Here is a 14952-nt window from a genome sequence, read left to right as displayed (position 1 = left end):
ACCGGGTGTCAGGCAGCCACTTCGGTGCGGCCGCGCCCGGTATTTTTTGCCTTGTACAGCGCTACATCAGCGGCCTTCAACCATTCCCGGTAGTGCCCAAATTGCGGCCCCCAGGTGGCAACACCTACGCTTATGCGCAACGTTTCTTTAGGCGCGCAGGGTAACGACAGTTTTTCCAGCCGTTCGTGAACCCGGGACATGACGGCGATTGCGCTGTCAGCGGTTGTCCGCGACATAATCACCGCAAACTCATCCCCACCAAAACGGCCTATTGCATCGCCTGAGCGTACCGATATCTGCAACTGACGCGTAATCGCAATGATCGCCTCATCGCCCACATCATGCCCCCAGGTATCGTTGATGTTTTTAAAGTGGTCGATATCAATGAGCAGGATCGTGGCCGTACCATTATGACGACGGCACTGCTCAAATTCGTTTCGCAGCAGCATTTCCCAGTGTCGACGATTAAAGACCCCGGTCATTCCGTCGCGAGTGCTCATCATTTCCAGCCGCCGCTTATGCTCAGCCAGCCTGACGGCTGTGCGATGACTGAGCCAGGCAAACAGCATGGGATAAAGCACAAACACAGGAAGCGTTAAGCCCCACTCCACAGGATCAGGATTGAACACCACCACTCTCCCGACCGGGGGCAGCGTCAACAGTGCGGAGAGAAAGGTCAATATGATCCCCGGAATGAAGAGACGACAGCCGCCGGAGCCCATCATATTCATCCCCACCATCATCACCAGCGCGGTCGTGGGTAACGCGTTAATCCCCATCACGCCAATCCAGAGCCCGGCGATAATGGCATCCATCTTGAGATTGAAGATTTCCTGATGATGGGGTGATGAAGCACGACAGGATAACTGCCACGCGAGGTGAGGCCAGATGAACGCCCATCCCACCAGTAAAAGCCACCAGCCACCAGCTAAAAAATGGGTGACCAGTATCCCCGCGACAGGGAAAAACATCGCCGCCAGCCCGATAACGCGCGCCAGCCGAACTCGCCGAGCAAACTGAATACCAGCACGGTGAGGGGCATCCAGAGAAAGGGTTAAATCCCACTCTTCGCGAATGCATTTTTTGTCGTAATAAGATTCATCATTCATCATTTTTGGGAATATTCTGAAACATTTTCCCAAATTATAGAGAGGGGGGGTGCGAGGAAAGTATGAAATTTCGGGTGAGTCGCCAGAGCCACTCACCCGTTAGAACTACGCTTTTTTCTTCAGGCAAGTGCTCATAAATTTACTGCGATCGTCACCTTTCAGAGACTGCTCCGTGGCCTTCGCATTACAGTCGCGCATTTTCTGCTGCTGTGGCGTCAGGCTTTTTTCAGCCGGTTTTGACGCGCCATTTTTCAGGCAGTCGCTCATATAGGTCTTACGGGCATCCCCCTTCAGACTCTGGGACGTGGCCTGTTGGTTACAGGTGGTCATGCGTTGCTGTTGAGGCGTTAATGTTTTTTCTTCAGCGTTCGCCGATGAAATCAGGAACAGGCCAGAGAGCAGAGTAACCAGTAATGTTGTTTTCATTGCACCATCCTTTTGTGAACATTCCCTGTAAGTCTGGTCCGTGACAGGAAAAAAACCACCCGGCAGAGACAATTTCCGCCGGGCTTTTATCATTTAAGACCCAACGCCGCTTTCATGGTGTAGAACAGATCGGTTTGATCGGTCAGCCCTACCACATTTGCCGCATGCGGTCCGTAGGCGGCAATACGCAGCTGTGTGCCCGTGTGCTCCATCGACTCTTCTTCAGAGTTGCCATAACTCAGCACCATTACAGCACCATCTTTCGTGTTCAGCGCCTGCGTCAGGCCAGGGGCTTTGGTATCAGCCGGGATGATCTGGCTCGCGTGCGCATGGTCCGCGGTGACCACCACAAGAGTGTTTCCGTCTTTCTTCGCGAATTCGAGTGCCTTCTGGACTGCTTCGTCCAGGTCGACGGTTTCGCCAATCTGGCCACACGGATTCGCCGCATGATCCTGCTTGTCGATCGACGCGCCTTCCACCTGCAGGAAGAACCCTTTTTCGCTCTTGCTCAGCAGAGAGATCGCTTTGTCAGTCATCGCCGCCAGCGTCGGCACGCTGTCAGTGCGTTTCGGATTAGGTGTGCAGGTCACTGCAGGCTTATCAATATTGCCGTGATAAGAGGCTTTTGGACCTTCCCAGCGCACAGGCATGTTGCCATCAGAGAACAGCCCCAGCAGCGGTTTGTCCTGATTCACCTCAGTTATTGCTGCCAGAGAGCTTGCATCGCTCACCAGTTGATAACCACGAGCCTGTGCCTGTTCACGCAGCGTTTTCCCCTGCCATTCACCCGCCGTCGCGGTTTCTGCAAAGGTTTTCGCCCCACCGCCCAGCGTGACGTCAGCGCGTGCATTCAGCAGTTGTTCAGTAATTGAACCTTTACCGCCTTTTTCCATGGCATTCGTTGGACATTTTTCACTGGTCACCGACGGACCGTAGCACTTACGTGAGGTCACATGGGATACCAGCGCCGCCGGCGTCGCGTCCTGAAGTTCAGCAGTAGAGACATTACCGGTGGCCAGCCCCGCTGCTTTTGCCATTTCCAGAATGGTTTGATGATCTTTTTCGTGAATATCAACACCCAGCGCGCCATTATAGGTTTTTACCCCCGTAGACCACGCCGTAGCAGAGGCAGCCGAATCCGTTACGTAATCCGGTTTACCGGTTTTTTTATCCAGTGAGTAATGGGTATATTGTCCGGTAAGCGGTAATGCGTCGATACCTTTAAAAAATCCACCTGCCCCTTCGGCATAATTTCGCGCTGCCGTGATTTCGGAGTCACCCATTCCATCGCCAATGAGCAGAATAATATTTTTCGCCGGTTTCTCATTCAGCGAAGCGCGAATGGCTGCGGTTTGATCCTCTGATAATCGACGCGCGCCGCCTGGCTGGGTGATATCCCCTTTCGCTGCGCGATTATCCAGCACGTGGGTATTGGACATATCAGCATAAATGGCAGGGGTAATTAGCAGGGGAAGTAATGCGATGAAAAGTGCGCTCTGTTTCAATTTATTTTCTCCATGTACAAATACATAAAAATAAAAACAGAGCGACTATAGGCATCCTGCATGACAATTCTATGACACGTCGTTATGTCCGGCGACGGTTTAGCTGCGCGGATGCCTCAAGAGCTTCTTTACATATTGCTGGAGCAACTCTGCATCCTGCACAGGAACCTGAGTATCAGGTTGCGCCTTATCCAGCGCACCTTCAACGCTCTCTATCAATGCCTGTTGGTCAGATTGACTCATCTGTCGTAATAGCGCAGTGACAACAATTTCCAGGGCTTCGACCTGGGCGACCAGTTCTTTTGACTCCTCTTCCTTTTGTGCAAGCTTGACCAGCAACTCAGCAATGAGATTTTTCATCGTGTTATTTCCTTATGTGATTTATTCCTGAAATTAACATCAAGAGTCAAATATGCAAAGCGGAGAAAGGTATTACCTTATGCAAAAGTGGCAGCGCCGCAAAAATAGTGCAGAGGGATTATCAGCGAAACGTTTTTCTATAAAAAATGCCGCATTTGGTTATAGAAAAATGCGGCAACAATAAGAATATATAATACATCGACAAAAGTATTATCTTGCCGATTTTACCTCCGCCATGTGTCTGCGGCGACGCAGAGCAATAGCCAACTGGATAATGTTGATCAAAACAACAATTGCCGTCGCGGCAAATACCCAACGAAAACCAGCCATCGCGGAAACAGATGCGCCAATAAGCGGACCGGCAACATTCCCCAAATACATAAACGACTGGTTATATCCAAAAATACGCCCTGTCACCTGGTCGCTGGAATATTTGACCAGTAAGGTCTGTACCGCAGGCAACATTGCGCCATCGGCAAAGCCGAGCAAAAATCGCAGCACGCCAAGCTGAAGCGGAGAAGTCACAAACGACATGGCGAAAAAGAGCACTACGGCAAAAATCAGCGTGGCCATCAGAATACGCGCGGTACCGATCCGATCTCCCAGTTTTCCCAACCGTGGTGCAGAAATCAGTGCGGATACGCCTGGCACGGCGGCAATCATGCCGCTGAGAAAGGCGATATTATTGCTGTCTGGCTCCATCGACTTAATAAACAGCGCCAGAATCGGCCCGACCGAACCGTTACAGAGCTGGATCACCATGGTAGTAACAAACAGGCTAATCATGAGCCCAGGGTAAGGCAGAGAGGCGAAGACGGCCTTACCACTCAGACGTTCAGATTTGCTGATAACGGGCCGACCGCCCTCTTTGATAAGAAAAAGCGTGACCAGAAAACTGACCACCAGCAGGATCGCGGTGATGATAAATACGGCACGCAGCCCGACGTGGTCCGCCAGAAAGCCCCCCAGCAGCGGGCCGCCAATTACACCGCTAATCTGTGCGGTGGAAAGCGTACTCAGCGCCCAGCCGCTACGTTCGCGTGGCACCTGAGAGGCGACCAGCGCCATGGCATTCGGAATATACCCGGAAGTCAGCCCCATCACCGCCCGGAGGAAAAACAGCTGCCAGACATTGGTGGCGAAGGCCTGCAGCAGAATGGCGATGGCCATCCCGAGTGATGCTCGCAGCAGCATCAGTTTACGCCCTTTCCGATCGGCCAGGCTGCCCCACATCGGTGACACAATCGCAGAGACCAGAAAAGTCACGCTGAACGTCAGACCGGACCACATGGAGAGTGCTTCATGCGAGGTTACCCCCAGCTGTGAAACGTACAACGGCAGGAACGGCAAGATCTGGCTGATGGCGAGCCCGGTAAAGAAGCAACCGAACCAGACCGAGATAAGATTAACTTTCCATGATTCCATAAAGAAACAGTCTTCATTTTTAGGCGAATTCGCCTACAGATTAGCAAGCTACGCATACTGACGTCGCACCAGAGATGCGGCCGTAATGACTTTGGTGTTTTATCTTCCCAGTCATCATATTTGTGAAATAAGTCACAAAACATCCATTTTATGGCGGAACATTCTGCTTCAGAAGAATTTTTCTTCTCAGACTTCCCCATCAACATTCCCCAAAACATTATGGCGGAAGGCCGCGAAACCCGCAGGGCATCGTGGTATGTTATTGGCTTTTCGTCATACTGGAAGAGAGTGAGATGGCAAAGCAGCGCGTAGGTATTGTCTTTGGGGGAAAATCAGCAGAGCACGAGGTTTCATTGCAATCGGCCAAAAATATCGTTGATGCGATTGATAAAAGCCGTTTCGAGGTGGTGCTGCTGGGTATTGATAAACAGGGCCAGTGGCATGTTAACGATGCCAGCCAGTATCTGCTTAATGCCAACGATCCAGCACATATCGCCCTTAATCCTTCGGAAATTAGCGTCGCCACTGTGCCCGGCGTCGTGAAAGGGCAACTCATCGACGCTGGCAATGCACAGGCTCTCGCTCAGATTGATGTCGTGTTCCCCATCGTTCACGGTACTCTGGGTGAAGATGGTTCCCTCCAGGGGATGTTGCGCATGGCCAACCTGCCGTTCGTAGGTTCCGATGTGCTGGGTTCTGCCGCCTGCATGGATAAAGACGTCACCAAACGCCTGCTGCGTGATGCCGGGCTGAATATTGCGCCTTTCGTCACGCTCACCCGCGCCAACCGCGACAAACACAGCTTCGCGCAAATTGCTGACCAACTGGACCTGCCGCTGTTTGTGAAACCGGCAAACCAGGGCTCCTCCGTAGGCGTCAGCAAAGTCACCAGCGAAGCTGAATTCACGCAGGCTGTCCGTCTGGCGTTTGAATTCGACCATAAAGTGGTGGTTGAGCAGGGTATTAAAGGTCGTGAAATTGAGTGCGCCGTGCTGGGCAACGATTTTCCACAGGCGAGCACCTGCGGTGAAGTGGTCTTAAACAGCGACTTCTACTCTTACGACACCAAATACATTGATGACAAAGGCGCTCAGGTAGTCGTGCCAGCAAATATCGATCCGGCGGTCAACGATACGATCCGGGCGATCGCCATTAACGCCTATCAGACACTAGGCTGCAGTGGCATGGCACGTGTGGATGTGTTCCTGACACCGGAAAACGAGGTGGTCATCAATGAAATCAACACGCTGCCGGGTTTCACGAATATCAGTATGTATCCGAAACTGTGGCAGGCGAGCGGGCTGGGCTACTCTGAACTTATCACCCGCCTGATCGAGCTGGCGCTGGAGCGTCATGCAGCCGACAGCGCCCTTAAAAGCTCCGTAAACGGTTAATCGGCTCTCTTCGCCGTCTCCGTCTCATCCGCTGTCGTTTCTTCAGGACGACGGCGGATAATCAATCCTGCCAGCCAGAAACTGATCACCCAGGTCACCAGCCCGACAGCATAGGTTTGCCATCCTTTTGCTTCAAATCCCAGCAGCCCCACGACGCCGTTAAGAATAAAGATCAGCCCGATAGCAAAGGCGTAGTAGTGCCAGTCACGGCGTAGTTTGGACGTGAGCTTCATAACAACTCCGGCAGGAAAAAAAGACATCCTCTCACAGTTTTACGGCCAGGTCTGTGGCAGATACGGAAATTCTGAAACGCGACGCAATTTCACTTAAGTAATGAAATTGTGATGTGCTGCAGAAATCGACAATCCAGGAGAATTCCTGAGGGTAAATTACCACGATTCTGATATTGACAAATGCGATGACCTGTCAAACTTCCCCTGTAAAAACGCGTATTGAGCAGAGTGATATTTCAGGAGGTCATCATGGCTGATTTTACATTGTCGAAACCGATTTTTGCCGGCAAACCAAAAACCTCCACGGCAGGTAATATTGCTTATGCCCTGTTTGTTCTGTTCTGCTTCTGGGCAGGCTCACAGTTGCTCAATATGCTGGTTCATGCACCTGGGGTATATGAGCACCTGATGCAGGTACAGGATAACGGACGCCCGCGAGTTGAGATTGGGTTTGGTGTCAGTACCCTGTTTGGCCTGGTTCCCTTCCTCGCGGGTTGTATGATTTTAGGTGTCGTGGCATTAGTTCTGCGTATTCGCCGCCGCCATTAAAGCCCCATACAACGCGCCCGACGATCGTCCACCCGTTTTGCGAACCATGCCGTTGTCAGGTTACGCGTGATCTTCGGGCTTTCCAGTTGAATACCCGGCAGAATAGCTCTCGGTAACGTTTTCCCGCTCTTCTGCTCAGCAAGTGCAAAGACTTTCTTGTAGAGGTCCGTTTTCTCAAAGGCCAGGCTATCACCTTTCTCAAGCTGACGGCGAATGTCGCTGTTGCTCAGACCAAGCTTTGTCGATAATTTCCGTACTGCCAGTTCGGTGCTACCCGCCTCGCTGCTACCATAAGCGATAAGATCGCCGTCCAGCGCCAGCTTCACACCACTTGCGCGGCTGACCGCACTCTGAAATGCCGCATTGCGGCTGGCATACCATCCCGCGTTAAAGTCGGCAAAGCGGTACAGTGGTTCGTTATAGTTCGCCGGATAGTTCAGCAGATGATACGTGCCGAACCACAGCCCACCGCGCAGGGAGAAGACCTCCTGACGCACCGTACCGTCAATTTTCCACGGATAACCATCGGTGTGCTTCTCGGCAAACGCAATGCTCACCTGCATCGGCCCACCGGTATGTACCGGGTTAAGTGAGCCAAACAGTTTCTGCCCCATTGGGACCATACTGATGAAATCATCAAAGATGGCGCTGAGCTGTTTTTCAGTTTTCACCGTATCCAGCCGTTCGCTGTAGCTTTTGCCGTTTGGCGAGGTGATTTTAAGTGCGGTGTGAACGAGGAAGACCGGGATATGCATGGTTTCCGCGCGACGGTCGATCTCTTTCCAGGCAATTTTGTTCAGACCCGGCACCACCGGGTCTGACTGGTACATCGACTCCTGCTGCGCCACCGCCAGCACCGAGCAGATATTCTCCTCGGTCGGCGCGATCTTTTGGCTTACAAAGGTTTTTGCCAGTGCATCTGCCCACGCATTGCGATCCTTCACGCTGGCGGGCATTTTCTGCCGCACAACGCTTGCCACATCAACCGGCTTTTCGCCCTTCTTGAGCGGAGCGGCCCCTTTTTCGGCGCATCCCACCAGGACGAGAGCAGCCAGTAAGGACAACGGTAACGCACGCGGTACGGCAAAAGACATAACAACTCCCTGTATTAGCTAAAAGTATTGGTCACTTCCTGCAGGTCACGATCGTCCAGCTCACGTTCAAAGCTGCGCAGACGTTTATAGATAGACATCAGTTCTACCAGGGTGGTCCAGGAGGTAATCAGATACTGGAACGCACCACGGACCTGGCCGAAAACGTTGGTGATCTGCGTCATCAGACCGAGCGTAATCGTACCCGCAACAATGGACGGGAACAGCAAGAACAAACCGAAAACGTTATCCACCTGCAGGTACAAAATGCGCGCAATGTTGAAATACATATAGTGGAAGTAGAGACGGAAATAGTTACGACGCACAGCGCTAAACAGTTCACGTACGGTCGGCGGCGATGCGCGGTTAGCATCATCTTCACCGTATACCAGCTCTTTACGATAAGCCGCTTCGACACGCTGATTTTTAAACTGCAGACCCGGCAGTTTGATCCCAACCACCGCCAGCAAGCCTGTCCCCATCAGAGACCAGACGATTGCCGCGATCACCAGACCGTACGGCAGATGGCCGACAACAGGCAGATCCGGCACATGTGCCGAGAGCGCAACCAGCACAGGCAGGAAGGCGATCAGCGTCATGATGGCGTTGATAAAGCTTACGCCCATATCTTCAAGGGTGGAGGCAAAACGCATGGTGTCTTCCTGCACACGCTGCGCCGCACCTTCGATATGGCGCAGGTGTTGCCAGTGCGCCATATAGTGTTCGTTCATCGCAGTACGCCAGCGGAAAACATAGTGGCTGACGAAGAAGTTGTTCATCACACCAATGACCACAGCAATAAGAGCGATACCAAGGAAAATACCTACCTCATGGTAGAACTGATTAATGGTCACTTTATGCGGTGAACTCAGCGCGGTCTGGATCAGATCATAGAACGGTGCATACCAGGCGTTAACTGCTACGCCCACTTCTACGAGGAACCAGGTCACAAAGATAATCAGCGATGTGCCGAGGATCGACCAGTACTGCCAGCGGTGCGGAGAATACACAAACCAGAACAGCGCAAACGCCCCTACGCACACCGTGTAGTAGGCATAAAACAGCAGGTAGCTGAGCGACCAGAAGCGCGCCGCGCTAATCGGCACATCACCTGTCGCGCCCGTGATGCGCGTCAGCCATGCGCCGCCGCCCGCCTGCCAGAAAATGACAGCGATGAGTGCCCAAATAAATGCCGACAGGAAAAAAGGTCCCGGCTTTGGGAAAAAAGACTTAAACATAATGCTTCCTTCTTGTTGTTATGGCTGTTGCTGTGCTCAACACATCACCACACGAAAATCGTGCCTGAGCCCGTCGTCAGGCTCAGGCAAAAAGGTCAGACCCGAGGGTTAATTATTAGTTCGCTTTCCAGTTTTCGAGAATTGTTTCGGTGCGTTTCACTGCGAGAGGATTTGCCGGCGCGATGAAGTTACGCCAGACGTCGTTGTGGTGGTTAATCAGGATCTGCGCTTCTGCCGCCGGGCGATTGGCGGTAGTATGGGCATCTTCCGCCACGGTGATGTGATAACCACGGCTGACGCCGTTCTTGATCGTGGCATCGACACAATAATCCGTGGCACAACCACAGATGACAAACTCTTGAATACCCTGCTCGCGTAATAGCGCCTCAAGCGGGGTGTTATAAAACGCATCGCAGGCCGTCTTGGTAACATAGAGCGCATCAGCAGGCTGGTGCAGTTCAGGCAGCAATGCAAACCCATCACTTCCCTCTTCCAGCCCCCCGGCCTCGGTATGCTGGATAAAAATCACCTTGTCGGCTGCCTGCGTAAGCTGGTTGATCAGAGAGACACACTTTTCACGCTGATGACGAGGCGTTTCAAATACCCCGTTCTGCATATCGACAACCATAACCACACGCTTTTCAGACATACCGTTCTCCGTAATATTGAGTGACACTGGTGCTTATCATAAGCCCGATGTCACAAAATGGGAGATGGCTTGCCAGGTAAATTGTTCATATTTACCCATGGTTACGTTTTTCTCGCTATCGTTATGCAATTCGGGGCATTGCACGGTTCCGATTAGTAGTATAAATACCCATTACTTTCCTCATTCACTTCATGGATGCTTTTCGTTGAAACGTTGTCTGCTCTCTTTTGCCGCGCTGTGTGCGGTGAGCTTTTCTACCGCCCAGGCAGCCCAACCGCTGACGGCGCCCGTTCTGGCTTCAGATATTGCCGATCGTTACGCGAACCTTATCTATTACGGCAGCGGCGCAACCGGGATGGCGATGGTCGTGATCGACGGCAACCAGCGTGTGTTCCGCAGCTTTGGCGAAACACGCCCAGGAAATAACATTCACCCGCAGTTGGATTCTGTTATCCGCATCGCATCCTTAACCAAGCTGATGACCAGTGAAATGCTGGTGAAACTGCTCGATCAGGGCGTGGTTAAGCTCGACGATCCGCTCAGCAAGTACGCCCCGCCGGGCGCACGTGTTCCAACCTACCAGGGCACACCGATCCGGCTTGTGAACCTTGCCACCCATACCAGCGCCCTGCCGCGTGAGCAGCCTGGTGGGGCAGCGCATCGCGACGTATTTGTCTGGCCAACGCGCGACCAGCGCTGGAATTACCTGAGCACCGCCACGCTGAAGGCAGCTCCGGGCTCGCAAGCTTCTTATTCAAACCTGGCGTTTGACCTGCTGGCAGATGCTCTCTCAACGGCGGCTGGCAAACCCTACCCGCAACTGTTTGAAGAACAGATAACCCGCCCGCTGGGCATGAAAGACACCACCTTTACCCCTTCCCCGGATCAGTGCCGTCGTCTGATGGTGGCAGAGAAAGGCGCCAGCCCCTGTAATAACACGCTGGCAGCCGTGGGCAGTGGCGGGGTGTATTCCACTCCTGGCGACATGATGCGCTGGATGCAGCAGTTCCTTTCTTCGGATTTCTATTCTCGCAGCAACCAGGCCGATCGTATGCAGACCCTGATTTATCAGCGTACTCAACTGCACCGCGTCATCGGGATGGACGTTCCGGGTAAAGCCGATGCGCTCGGCCTGGGCTGGGTCTATCTGGCCCCGAAAAATGGTCGTCCGGGTATTATTCAGAAAACCGGCGGCGGCGGTGGATTTATTACGTATATGGCGATGATCCCGCAGTCTAACGTAGGCGCATTTGTGGTGGTCACCCGCTCTCCGCATACGCGTTTCGTCAATATGAGTGACGGTCTTAATAACTTAGTGGCTGAACTGAGTGCCAATAAAGCCCAGGTGCTCACTGCGTCTAACTGACCTTAATATTCCGAGGGCAAACGGTTGATACTAACCAGTTTGCCCCGGCTCATATTGATATAGTTTCCTTGCCGTAAAGCAGCGAGAACCTCTGCAACAACCGAGCGCGAAATACGCGTACTTTGTTGAATATGATTCATCACACCAATTTTTGAGCGCAACGTTTCGTCCCACTCCGCCATATTCAGCAGCATGGCGCGGATCTGGTGATAAGAGTTATTTCCCACCAGCTGCATATCGCGTTTTCCCAGAATGTAATTTATCCAGGATAGCCAGCCGAAAGCGTCTTGCCACAAAGAGTTCTGTTGTATCAGTTGGCGGGTGGTCTCAGCGGGCAAATAAAAGCCCGTGCAGGATGTTTTGGCCTTCACTCTATATTCCTGACAGTGATTAATCATCACGGTAGACAAACCAAAAATAAAAGGCGCTGTCGCGATGCCTACAAGCAGTTCATCAGAATGACGATAGATTTCGATGATACCTGTTTGTAACACGATCGTGCGGGACTCACTACACTCGCCAGAGGTAATTAGCTGTTGTGGGGCACATTTAAAAGGGGTACTGGCTGATTTCAAACACTGTTCGAGCCGGCGTAATTCAGAAAGTGGTTTCGCATTAACGTTCATGCAGACCTCAAGGCATCCGTATTTGTCGGTTCAATATTATTTTTATTGTTGTATATAAAAAGCGGGGGGATATCACTCCCCCGCTTTATTCATTACCAGGTATATTTCACACCCAGATTTGCCCCCCAATTCTGGTCAACGTCGCCGCCGCCCAGATAAGTGGCATCAGTGTAAGCACTGAAGTTCTTCGTGAAACTGAACTGGGTGCCCAGCCCTACCCGCACAGCTGAGCCTTTCACACCGTTATCAATGCTGTCACCGTTTATATCAGCATTGTTGTCGGCATCATCATAGACGTAGGCCAGTTTGAAGTAAGGGGTCAGAGCCTGATCGCCGCCATAGTTGAAGGTGTAACCCGCATCAACACCGAGTTCATAACGCAGGCTATCGTAAGATTGCCCATCCATGCGCATGTCATTGCTGAGACGATAATCATCGCCGGACTGGAAGAGGCCAGACACCGCTGCGTATGGCGTAACGTAGCCAGAGAGGTTTGGCTTCCAGTCATAGCCCAGTTTCAGCCCAAAACCCACTGCATCATTGGTGGTGTTACCGTCAACATACTGACCGTTGCTCATGTTTGCAGAGAGATCGCTGTTAAAGCGGGTGTAGCTCAGGGAGCTGTCGAGGAACAGATCGTTCATGAACTTCGCCGACGCGTAGATCATCGCCGTCTGGCTGTCCTGATCGACCTGACCCGTACGATCGCTGATATCCCCCTTCGCGAAACCTGCCGCGCCACCGACGATCCACTTCGCATTATTACCGTCAATCTGGGTATCCAGACCCACCATAATACCGCTCACGTCCTGATCGTAGCTGATTACACCGTTATCACCGTCAAAGTTGCCACCGAAGTAGCTCACCCACGCTCCGCCGTTATCCGCCAGTCCGTGACGGCTGTTGGTCAGACGCGTTCCGATGGTATCCTGCTGCAGGTTCCAGATATTGGTATTGGCAGAAGGGATGCTAAGCGCCATATTCGCGTAGTCGGTCAGCGCTTTCTGCTGGAGAACAACGGTGTCACCCTGCTGCTGCGCCTGATAGGTATAAGCACCTAAATCGGCTTTGTTTGCGGCAGTGAAGCTGGCTGCAGTCTCCGCATTATTGTCATAGACGCGAACGATCTCTTTGTTTTTGTAATCGGCTACGGAACCAGCACCGGTCGCATCGTCAATGCGTACTTTGTAGTTGCCCGCAACGTCACCGTTCACCGCCAGATGGCCGTCCGAGTTAATCGCCACAACACCGTAGTCATAATCGGCATTGTGCTTATCGTTAGTGATATAGCGAGCGTTGTTCAGATCGCTGTTCAGCACGTAATCACGGCTGGCAACGTTCAGCACACCACCATCGGTCAGCACCATATTGTGCGTATCAACCTGACCAAGCCCCAGAGCCAGCTCAGCACCGTGATCTACAGTGATGGTGTTGGCGTAGAGATCGGCTGTTTCTTCCGTTAGTGCTGCACGACTATCGTTGTCCAGATACAGATGGTCGGTGGCCACATCGCCGCTGTCGCCGATATTCAGCGATGAAGCATTGGTCAGAGTAATGGAATCAGCCAACATGGCAGAGTTTTCAACATTGACCTGAGACTGGTTGTTTACCGTCAGCGTGTCGATGTTAGAAACCTTGCGGGTATCCCACTCAGAGCCTTTATCCAGCGTAACGTTGAAAAGACCGCTCTGATAAACCGCCTCCCCCGCAACGTGTCCGTTGCCGTCATAGGTGGAGTCCGGCCAAATGCTGTTAGGGGACAGTGTGCTCCAGTCTACGTTGCTATAGCCCAGGCCGTACATTTGCGCAGTGCCGATGGCGTCAACCCTGGACTGCGCCGCGCCAACCCATTTGCTGCCATTGGTGAGAGTGACATCCAGCTTATCGGTGCCGTCCCAACCATTGGTGGTTGGATTATAGATGCCATCTTCGGTGGTATCGGTTGCCGGATCGCCATTCGGGTAGAAGTTGTTGTCGAAGGTGCTGGAGAACAGAATGTCGCCAGTGATGGTGGAATGATCGAACGTGGCAGAGGTCTGCATCGCATTATCAGACGCGCTGGCTGCCACAATCAGCGCTGCATCATCTGCTGCTGTCGCGTTGGTTTCACCATAATCGCTCGGCTTCGCGGTTTGACCATAGAACCCGCTGGTACCCAGATCGCTATACGCACCAGAAGTCAGTACAGAATCTTTCACCAGAAGCGTGTCGGTAAACACCTTGCTGCTGTTAGCCACGCCTTCAACGCCGTCGTACGGGGTATTATCCCGCTCCTGATAACCCTGCGTCAGGGTAATACCGGCGACGTGAGAATTATTCTGGATAACAATATCCGATTCCATATCCAGGGTAATCGCATTACCCAGACCATAAGTATCCAGATAATGTGTTTCCGTATTCTCCCCGTTAACAACGTCATACGCATAGTGCTCGTAAGTGTCGTTAATAGTGGAATTGTCGACGGTCAGGCTAAAACGATCGTACTGCGAATGGATCGTACCGTCGGTATCCAGGCCATCAGAACACGAAGCGGTCATACATTGAGAGGTGATCATGCCATTAATGGTGCTACTGGAAATGCTTAATGCATTCGCCCGACCATTAACACCCTCATCCAGATAATATGTGGAAATAATACCATTCACGGTGGATTTACTCATCACTGGATAAATATCACCGTCGTGAGCAACGTCAGAGTCATTCCAGTCAGTATAACCATAATACCCGGGGATGGATGCTGTATTATCGTATACAAAAGTATTATATGTCGTACCGGAAATATCCTTCGCATTGGCCTGAGAAGCGATAGCCAGGGTGCAGGCTAATGCAAGTTGAGATACAACCAGTTTCTTTTTCCATGTTTGCATTGGGTCATCCCTCCTCAGGGACGTAAGCAAGTTTGTCCATCAAATCATTTGGCAATGTTTTATTGCGGAGGGAATTATGCAGTTTCAATTCGGAAAGGTTCAATGAATGTTTCC

The 14952-nt window shown here is 52.1% G+C and carries 14 protein-coding genes; 3 read left to right on the top strand and 11 right to left on the bottom strand.

What is annotated here, in order from left to right; genetic code table 11:
* Positions 1-8 precede the first annotated feature (8 nt).
* The 5 genes from adrA to HED65_RS06360 form a co-directional block, all read right to left on the bottom strand.
* Positions 9-1112 (bottom strand): diguanylate cyclase AdrA, encoded by a 1104-nt coding sequence (gene adrA, locus HED65_RS06380; protein ID WP_114977903.1) that lies wholly within the window; start codon positions 1110-1112, stop codon positions 9-11.
* Between the two features lie 102 nt (positions 1113-1214).
* On the bottom strand, positions 1215-1535 hold the full coding sequence (gene psiF, locus HED65_RS06375) for a phosphate starvation-inducible protein PsiF (protein WP_028017684.1): 321 nt from the start codon (positions 1533-1535) through the stop codon (positions 1215-1217).
* Positions 1536-1624: 89 nt separating this feature from the next.
* Entirely contained in the window at positions 1625-3040 is a 1416-nt protein-coding gene (phoA, locus tag HED65_RS06370; protein WP_114977902.1) for an alkaline phosphatase, read from the bottom strand.
* 99 nt (positions 3041-3139) lie between these two features.
* Positions 3140-3400, bottom strand: coding sequence for an anti-adapter protein IraP (gene iraP, locus HED65_RS06365; RefSeq protein ID WP_114977901.1), 261 nt, complete (start codon positions 3398-3400; stop codon positions 3140-3142).
* 210 nt (positions 3401-3610) lie between these two features.
* Positions 3611-4825 (bottom strand): multidrug efflux MFS transporter, encoded by a 1215-nt coding sequence (locus HED65_RS06360; protein WP_028017687.1) that lies wholly within the window; start codon positions 4823-4825, stop codon positions 3611-3613.
* Positions 4826-5118: 293 nt separating this feature from the next.
* Between HED65_RS06360 and ddlA the strand changes: the two genes are divergently transcribed.
* Positions 5119-6219: a D-alanine--D-alanine ligase gene (gene ddlA / locus HED65_RS06355; protein ID WP_114977900.1), complete on the top strand. Its 1101-nt coding sequence runs from the start codon at positions 5119-5121 to the stop codon at positions 6217-6219.
* Here the strand turns inward: ddlA and HED65_RS06350 are convergent.
* Positions 6216-6452 (bottom strand): DUF2754 family protein, encoded by a 237-nt coding sequence (locus HED65_RS06350; RefSeq protein WP_025756225.1) that lies wholly within the window; start codon positions 6450-6452, stop codon positions 6216-6218. The two genes, ddlA and HED65_RS06350, sit on opposite strands and share 4 nt — an antisense overlap.
* 249 nt (positions 6453-6701) lie before the next feature.
* On the opposite strand from HED65_RS06350, the gene HED65_RS06345 reads away from it, so the two are divergent.
* On the top strand, positions 6702-7001 hold the full coding sequence (locus HED65_RS06345) for a DUF2755 family protein (protein WP_114977899.1): 300 nt from the start codon (positions 6702-6704) through the stop codon (positions 6999-7001).
* On the opposite strand, the gene HED65_RS06340 is transcribed toward HED65_RS06345, so the two are convergent.
* The 3 genes from HED65_RS06340 to HED65_RS06330 form a co-directional block, all read right to left on the bottom strand.
* A complete protein-coding gene (locus tag HED65_RS06340) occupies positions 6998-8095 on the bottom strand; it encodes a DUF1615 domain-containing protein (protein ID WP_114977898.1) in 1098 nt (365 codons plus the stop codon). The genes HED65_RS06345 and HED65_RS06340 overlap by 4 nt on opposite strands.
* 14 nt (positions 8096-8109) lie before the next feature.
* A complete protein-coding gene (gene sbmA, locus HED65_RS06335; protein WP_114977897.1) occupies positions 8110-9330 on the bottom strand; it encodes a peptide antibiotic transporter SbmA in 1221 nt (406 codons plus the stop codon).
* A 115-nt stretch (positions 9331-9445) separates the two neighbouring features.
* Entirely contained in the window at positions 9446-9979 is a 534-nt protein-coding gene (locus tag HED65_RS06330; RefSeq protein ID WP_114977896.1) for an isochorismatase family protein, read from the bottom strand.
* 205 nt (positions 9980-10184) lie between these two features.
* On the opposite strand from HED65_RS06330, the gene ampH reads away from it, so the two are divergent.
* Entirely contained in the window at positions 10185-11345 is a 1161-nt protein-coding gene (ampH, locus tag HED65_RS06325; protein ID WP_114977895.1) for a D-alanyl-D-alanine-carboxypeptidase/endopeptidase AmpH, read from the top strand.
* Positions 11346-11347: 2 nt separating this feature from the next.
* Here the strand turns inward: ampH and HED65_RS06320 are convergent, their stop codons facing one another.
* Both HED65_RS06320 and HED65_RS06315 read right to left on the bottom strand, forming a co-directional pair.
* Positions 11348-11971 carry a helix-turn-helix domain-containing protein gene (locus tag HED65_RS06320; RefSeq protein WP_114977894.1) on the bottom strand — a complete coding sequence of 208 codons (624 nt, stop codon included), beginning with the start codon at positions 11969-11971 and terminating at the stop codon, positions 11348-11350.
* A gap of 92 nt (positions 11972-12063) precedes the next feature.
* Entirely contained in the window at positions 12064-14838 is a 2775-nt protein-coding gene (locus HED65_RS06315) for an autotransporter YaiT-related protein (protein WP_114977893.1), read from the bottom strand.
* Positions 14839-14952: the final 114 nt, after the last annotated feature.

This window comes from Pantoea sp. LS15, from assembly GCF_012241585.1.
In the GTDB taxonomy this organism is placed as follows: Bacteria; Pseudomonadota; Gammaproteobacteria; order Enterobacterales; family Enterobacteriaceae; genus Enterobacter.
This window is presented reverse-complemented; position numbering and strand designations above follow the sequence as displayed.

What these genes read in the sequence shown, in the direction of transcription:
- HED65_RS06340 (WP_114977898.1), bottom strand. Translation starts at nt 8,095, where the DNA reads ATGTCTTTTGCCGTACCGCGTGCGTTACCGTTGTCCTTACTGGCTGCT.
- HED65_RS06350 (WP_025756225.1), bottom strand. Translation starts at nt 6,452, where the DNA reads ATGAAGCTCACGTCCAAACTACGCCGTGACTGGCACTACTACGCCTTT.
- HED65_RS06345 (WP_114977899.1), top strand. Translation starts at nt 6,702, where the DNA reads ATGGCTGATTTTACATTGTCGAAACCGATTTTTGCCGGCAAACCAAAA.
- ddlA (WP_114977900.1), top strand. Translation starts at nt 5,119, where the DNA reads ATGGCAAAGCAGCGCGTAGGTATTGTCTTTGGGGGAAAATCAGCAGAG.
- HED65_RS06320 (WP_114977894.1), bottom strand. Translation starts at nt 11,971, where the DNA reads ATGAACGTTAATGCGAAACCACTTTCTGAATTACGCCGGCTCGAACAG.
- HED65_RS06330 (WP_114977896.1), bottom strand. Translation starts at nt 9,979, where the DNA reads ATGTCTGAAAAGCGTGTGGTTATGGTTGTCGATATGCAGAACGGGGTA.
- adrA (WP_114977903.1), bottom strand. Translation starts at nt 1,112, where the DNA reads ATGATGAATGATGAATCTTATTACGACAAAAAATGCATTCGCGAAGAG.
- psiF (WP_028017684.1), bottom strand. Translation starts at nt 1,535, where the DNA reads ATGAAAACAACATTACTGGTTACTCTGCTCTCTGGCCTGTTCCTGATT.
- sbmA (WP_114977897.1), bottom strand. Translation starts at nt 9,330, where the DNA reads ATGTTTAAGTCTTTTTTCCCAAAGCCGGGACCTTTTTTCCTGTCGGCA.
- HED65_RS06360 (WP_028017687.1), bottom strand. Translation starts at nt 4,825, where the DNA reads ATGGAATCATGGAAAGTTAATCTTATCTCGGTCTGGTTCGGTTGCTTC.
- iraP (WP_114977901.1), bottom strand. Translation starts at nt 3,400, where the DNA reads ATGAAAAATCTCATTGCTGAGTTGCTGGTCAAGCTTGCACAAAAGGAA.
- HED65_RS06315 (WP_114977893.1), bottom strand. Translation starts at nt 14,838, where the DNA reads ATGCAAACATGGAAAAAGAAACTGGTTGTATCTCAACTTGCATTAGCC.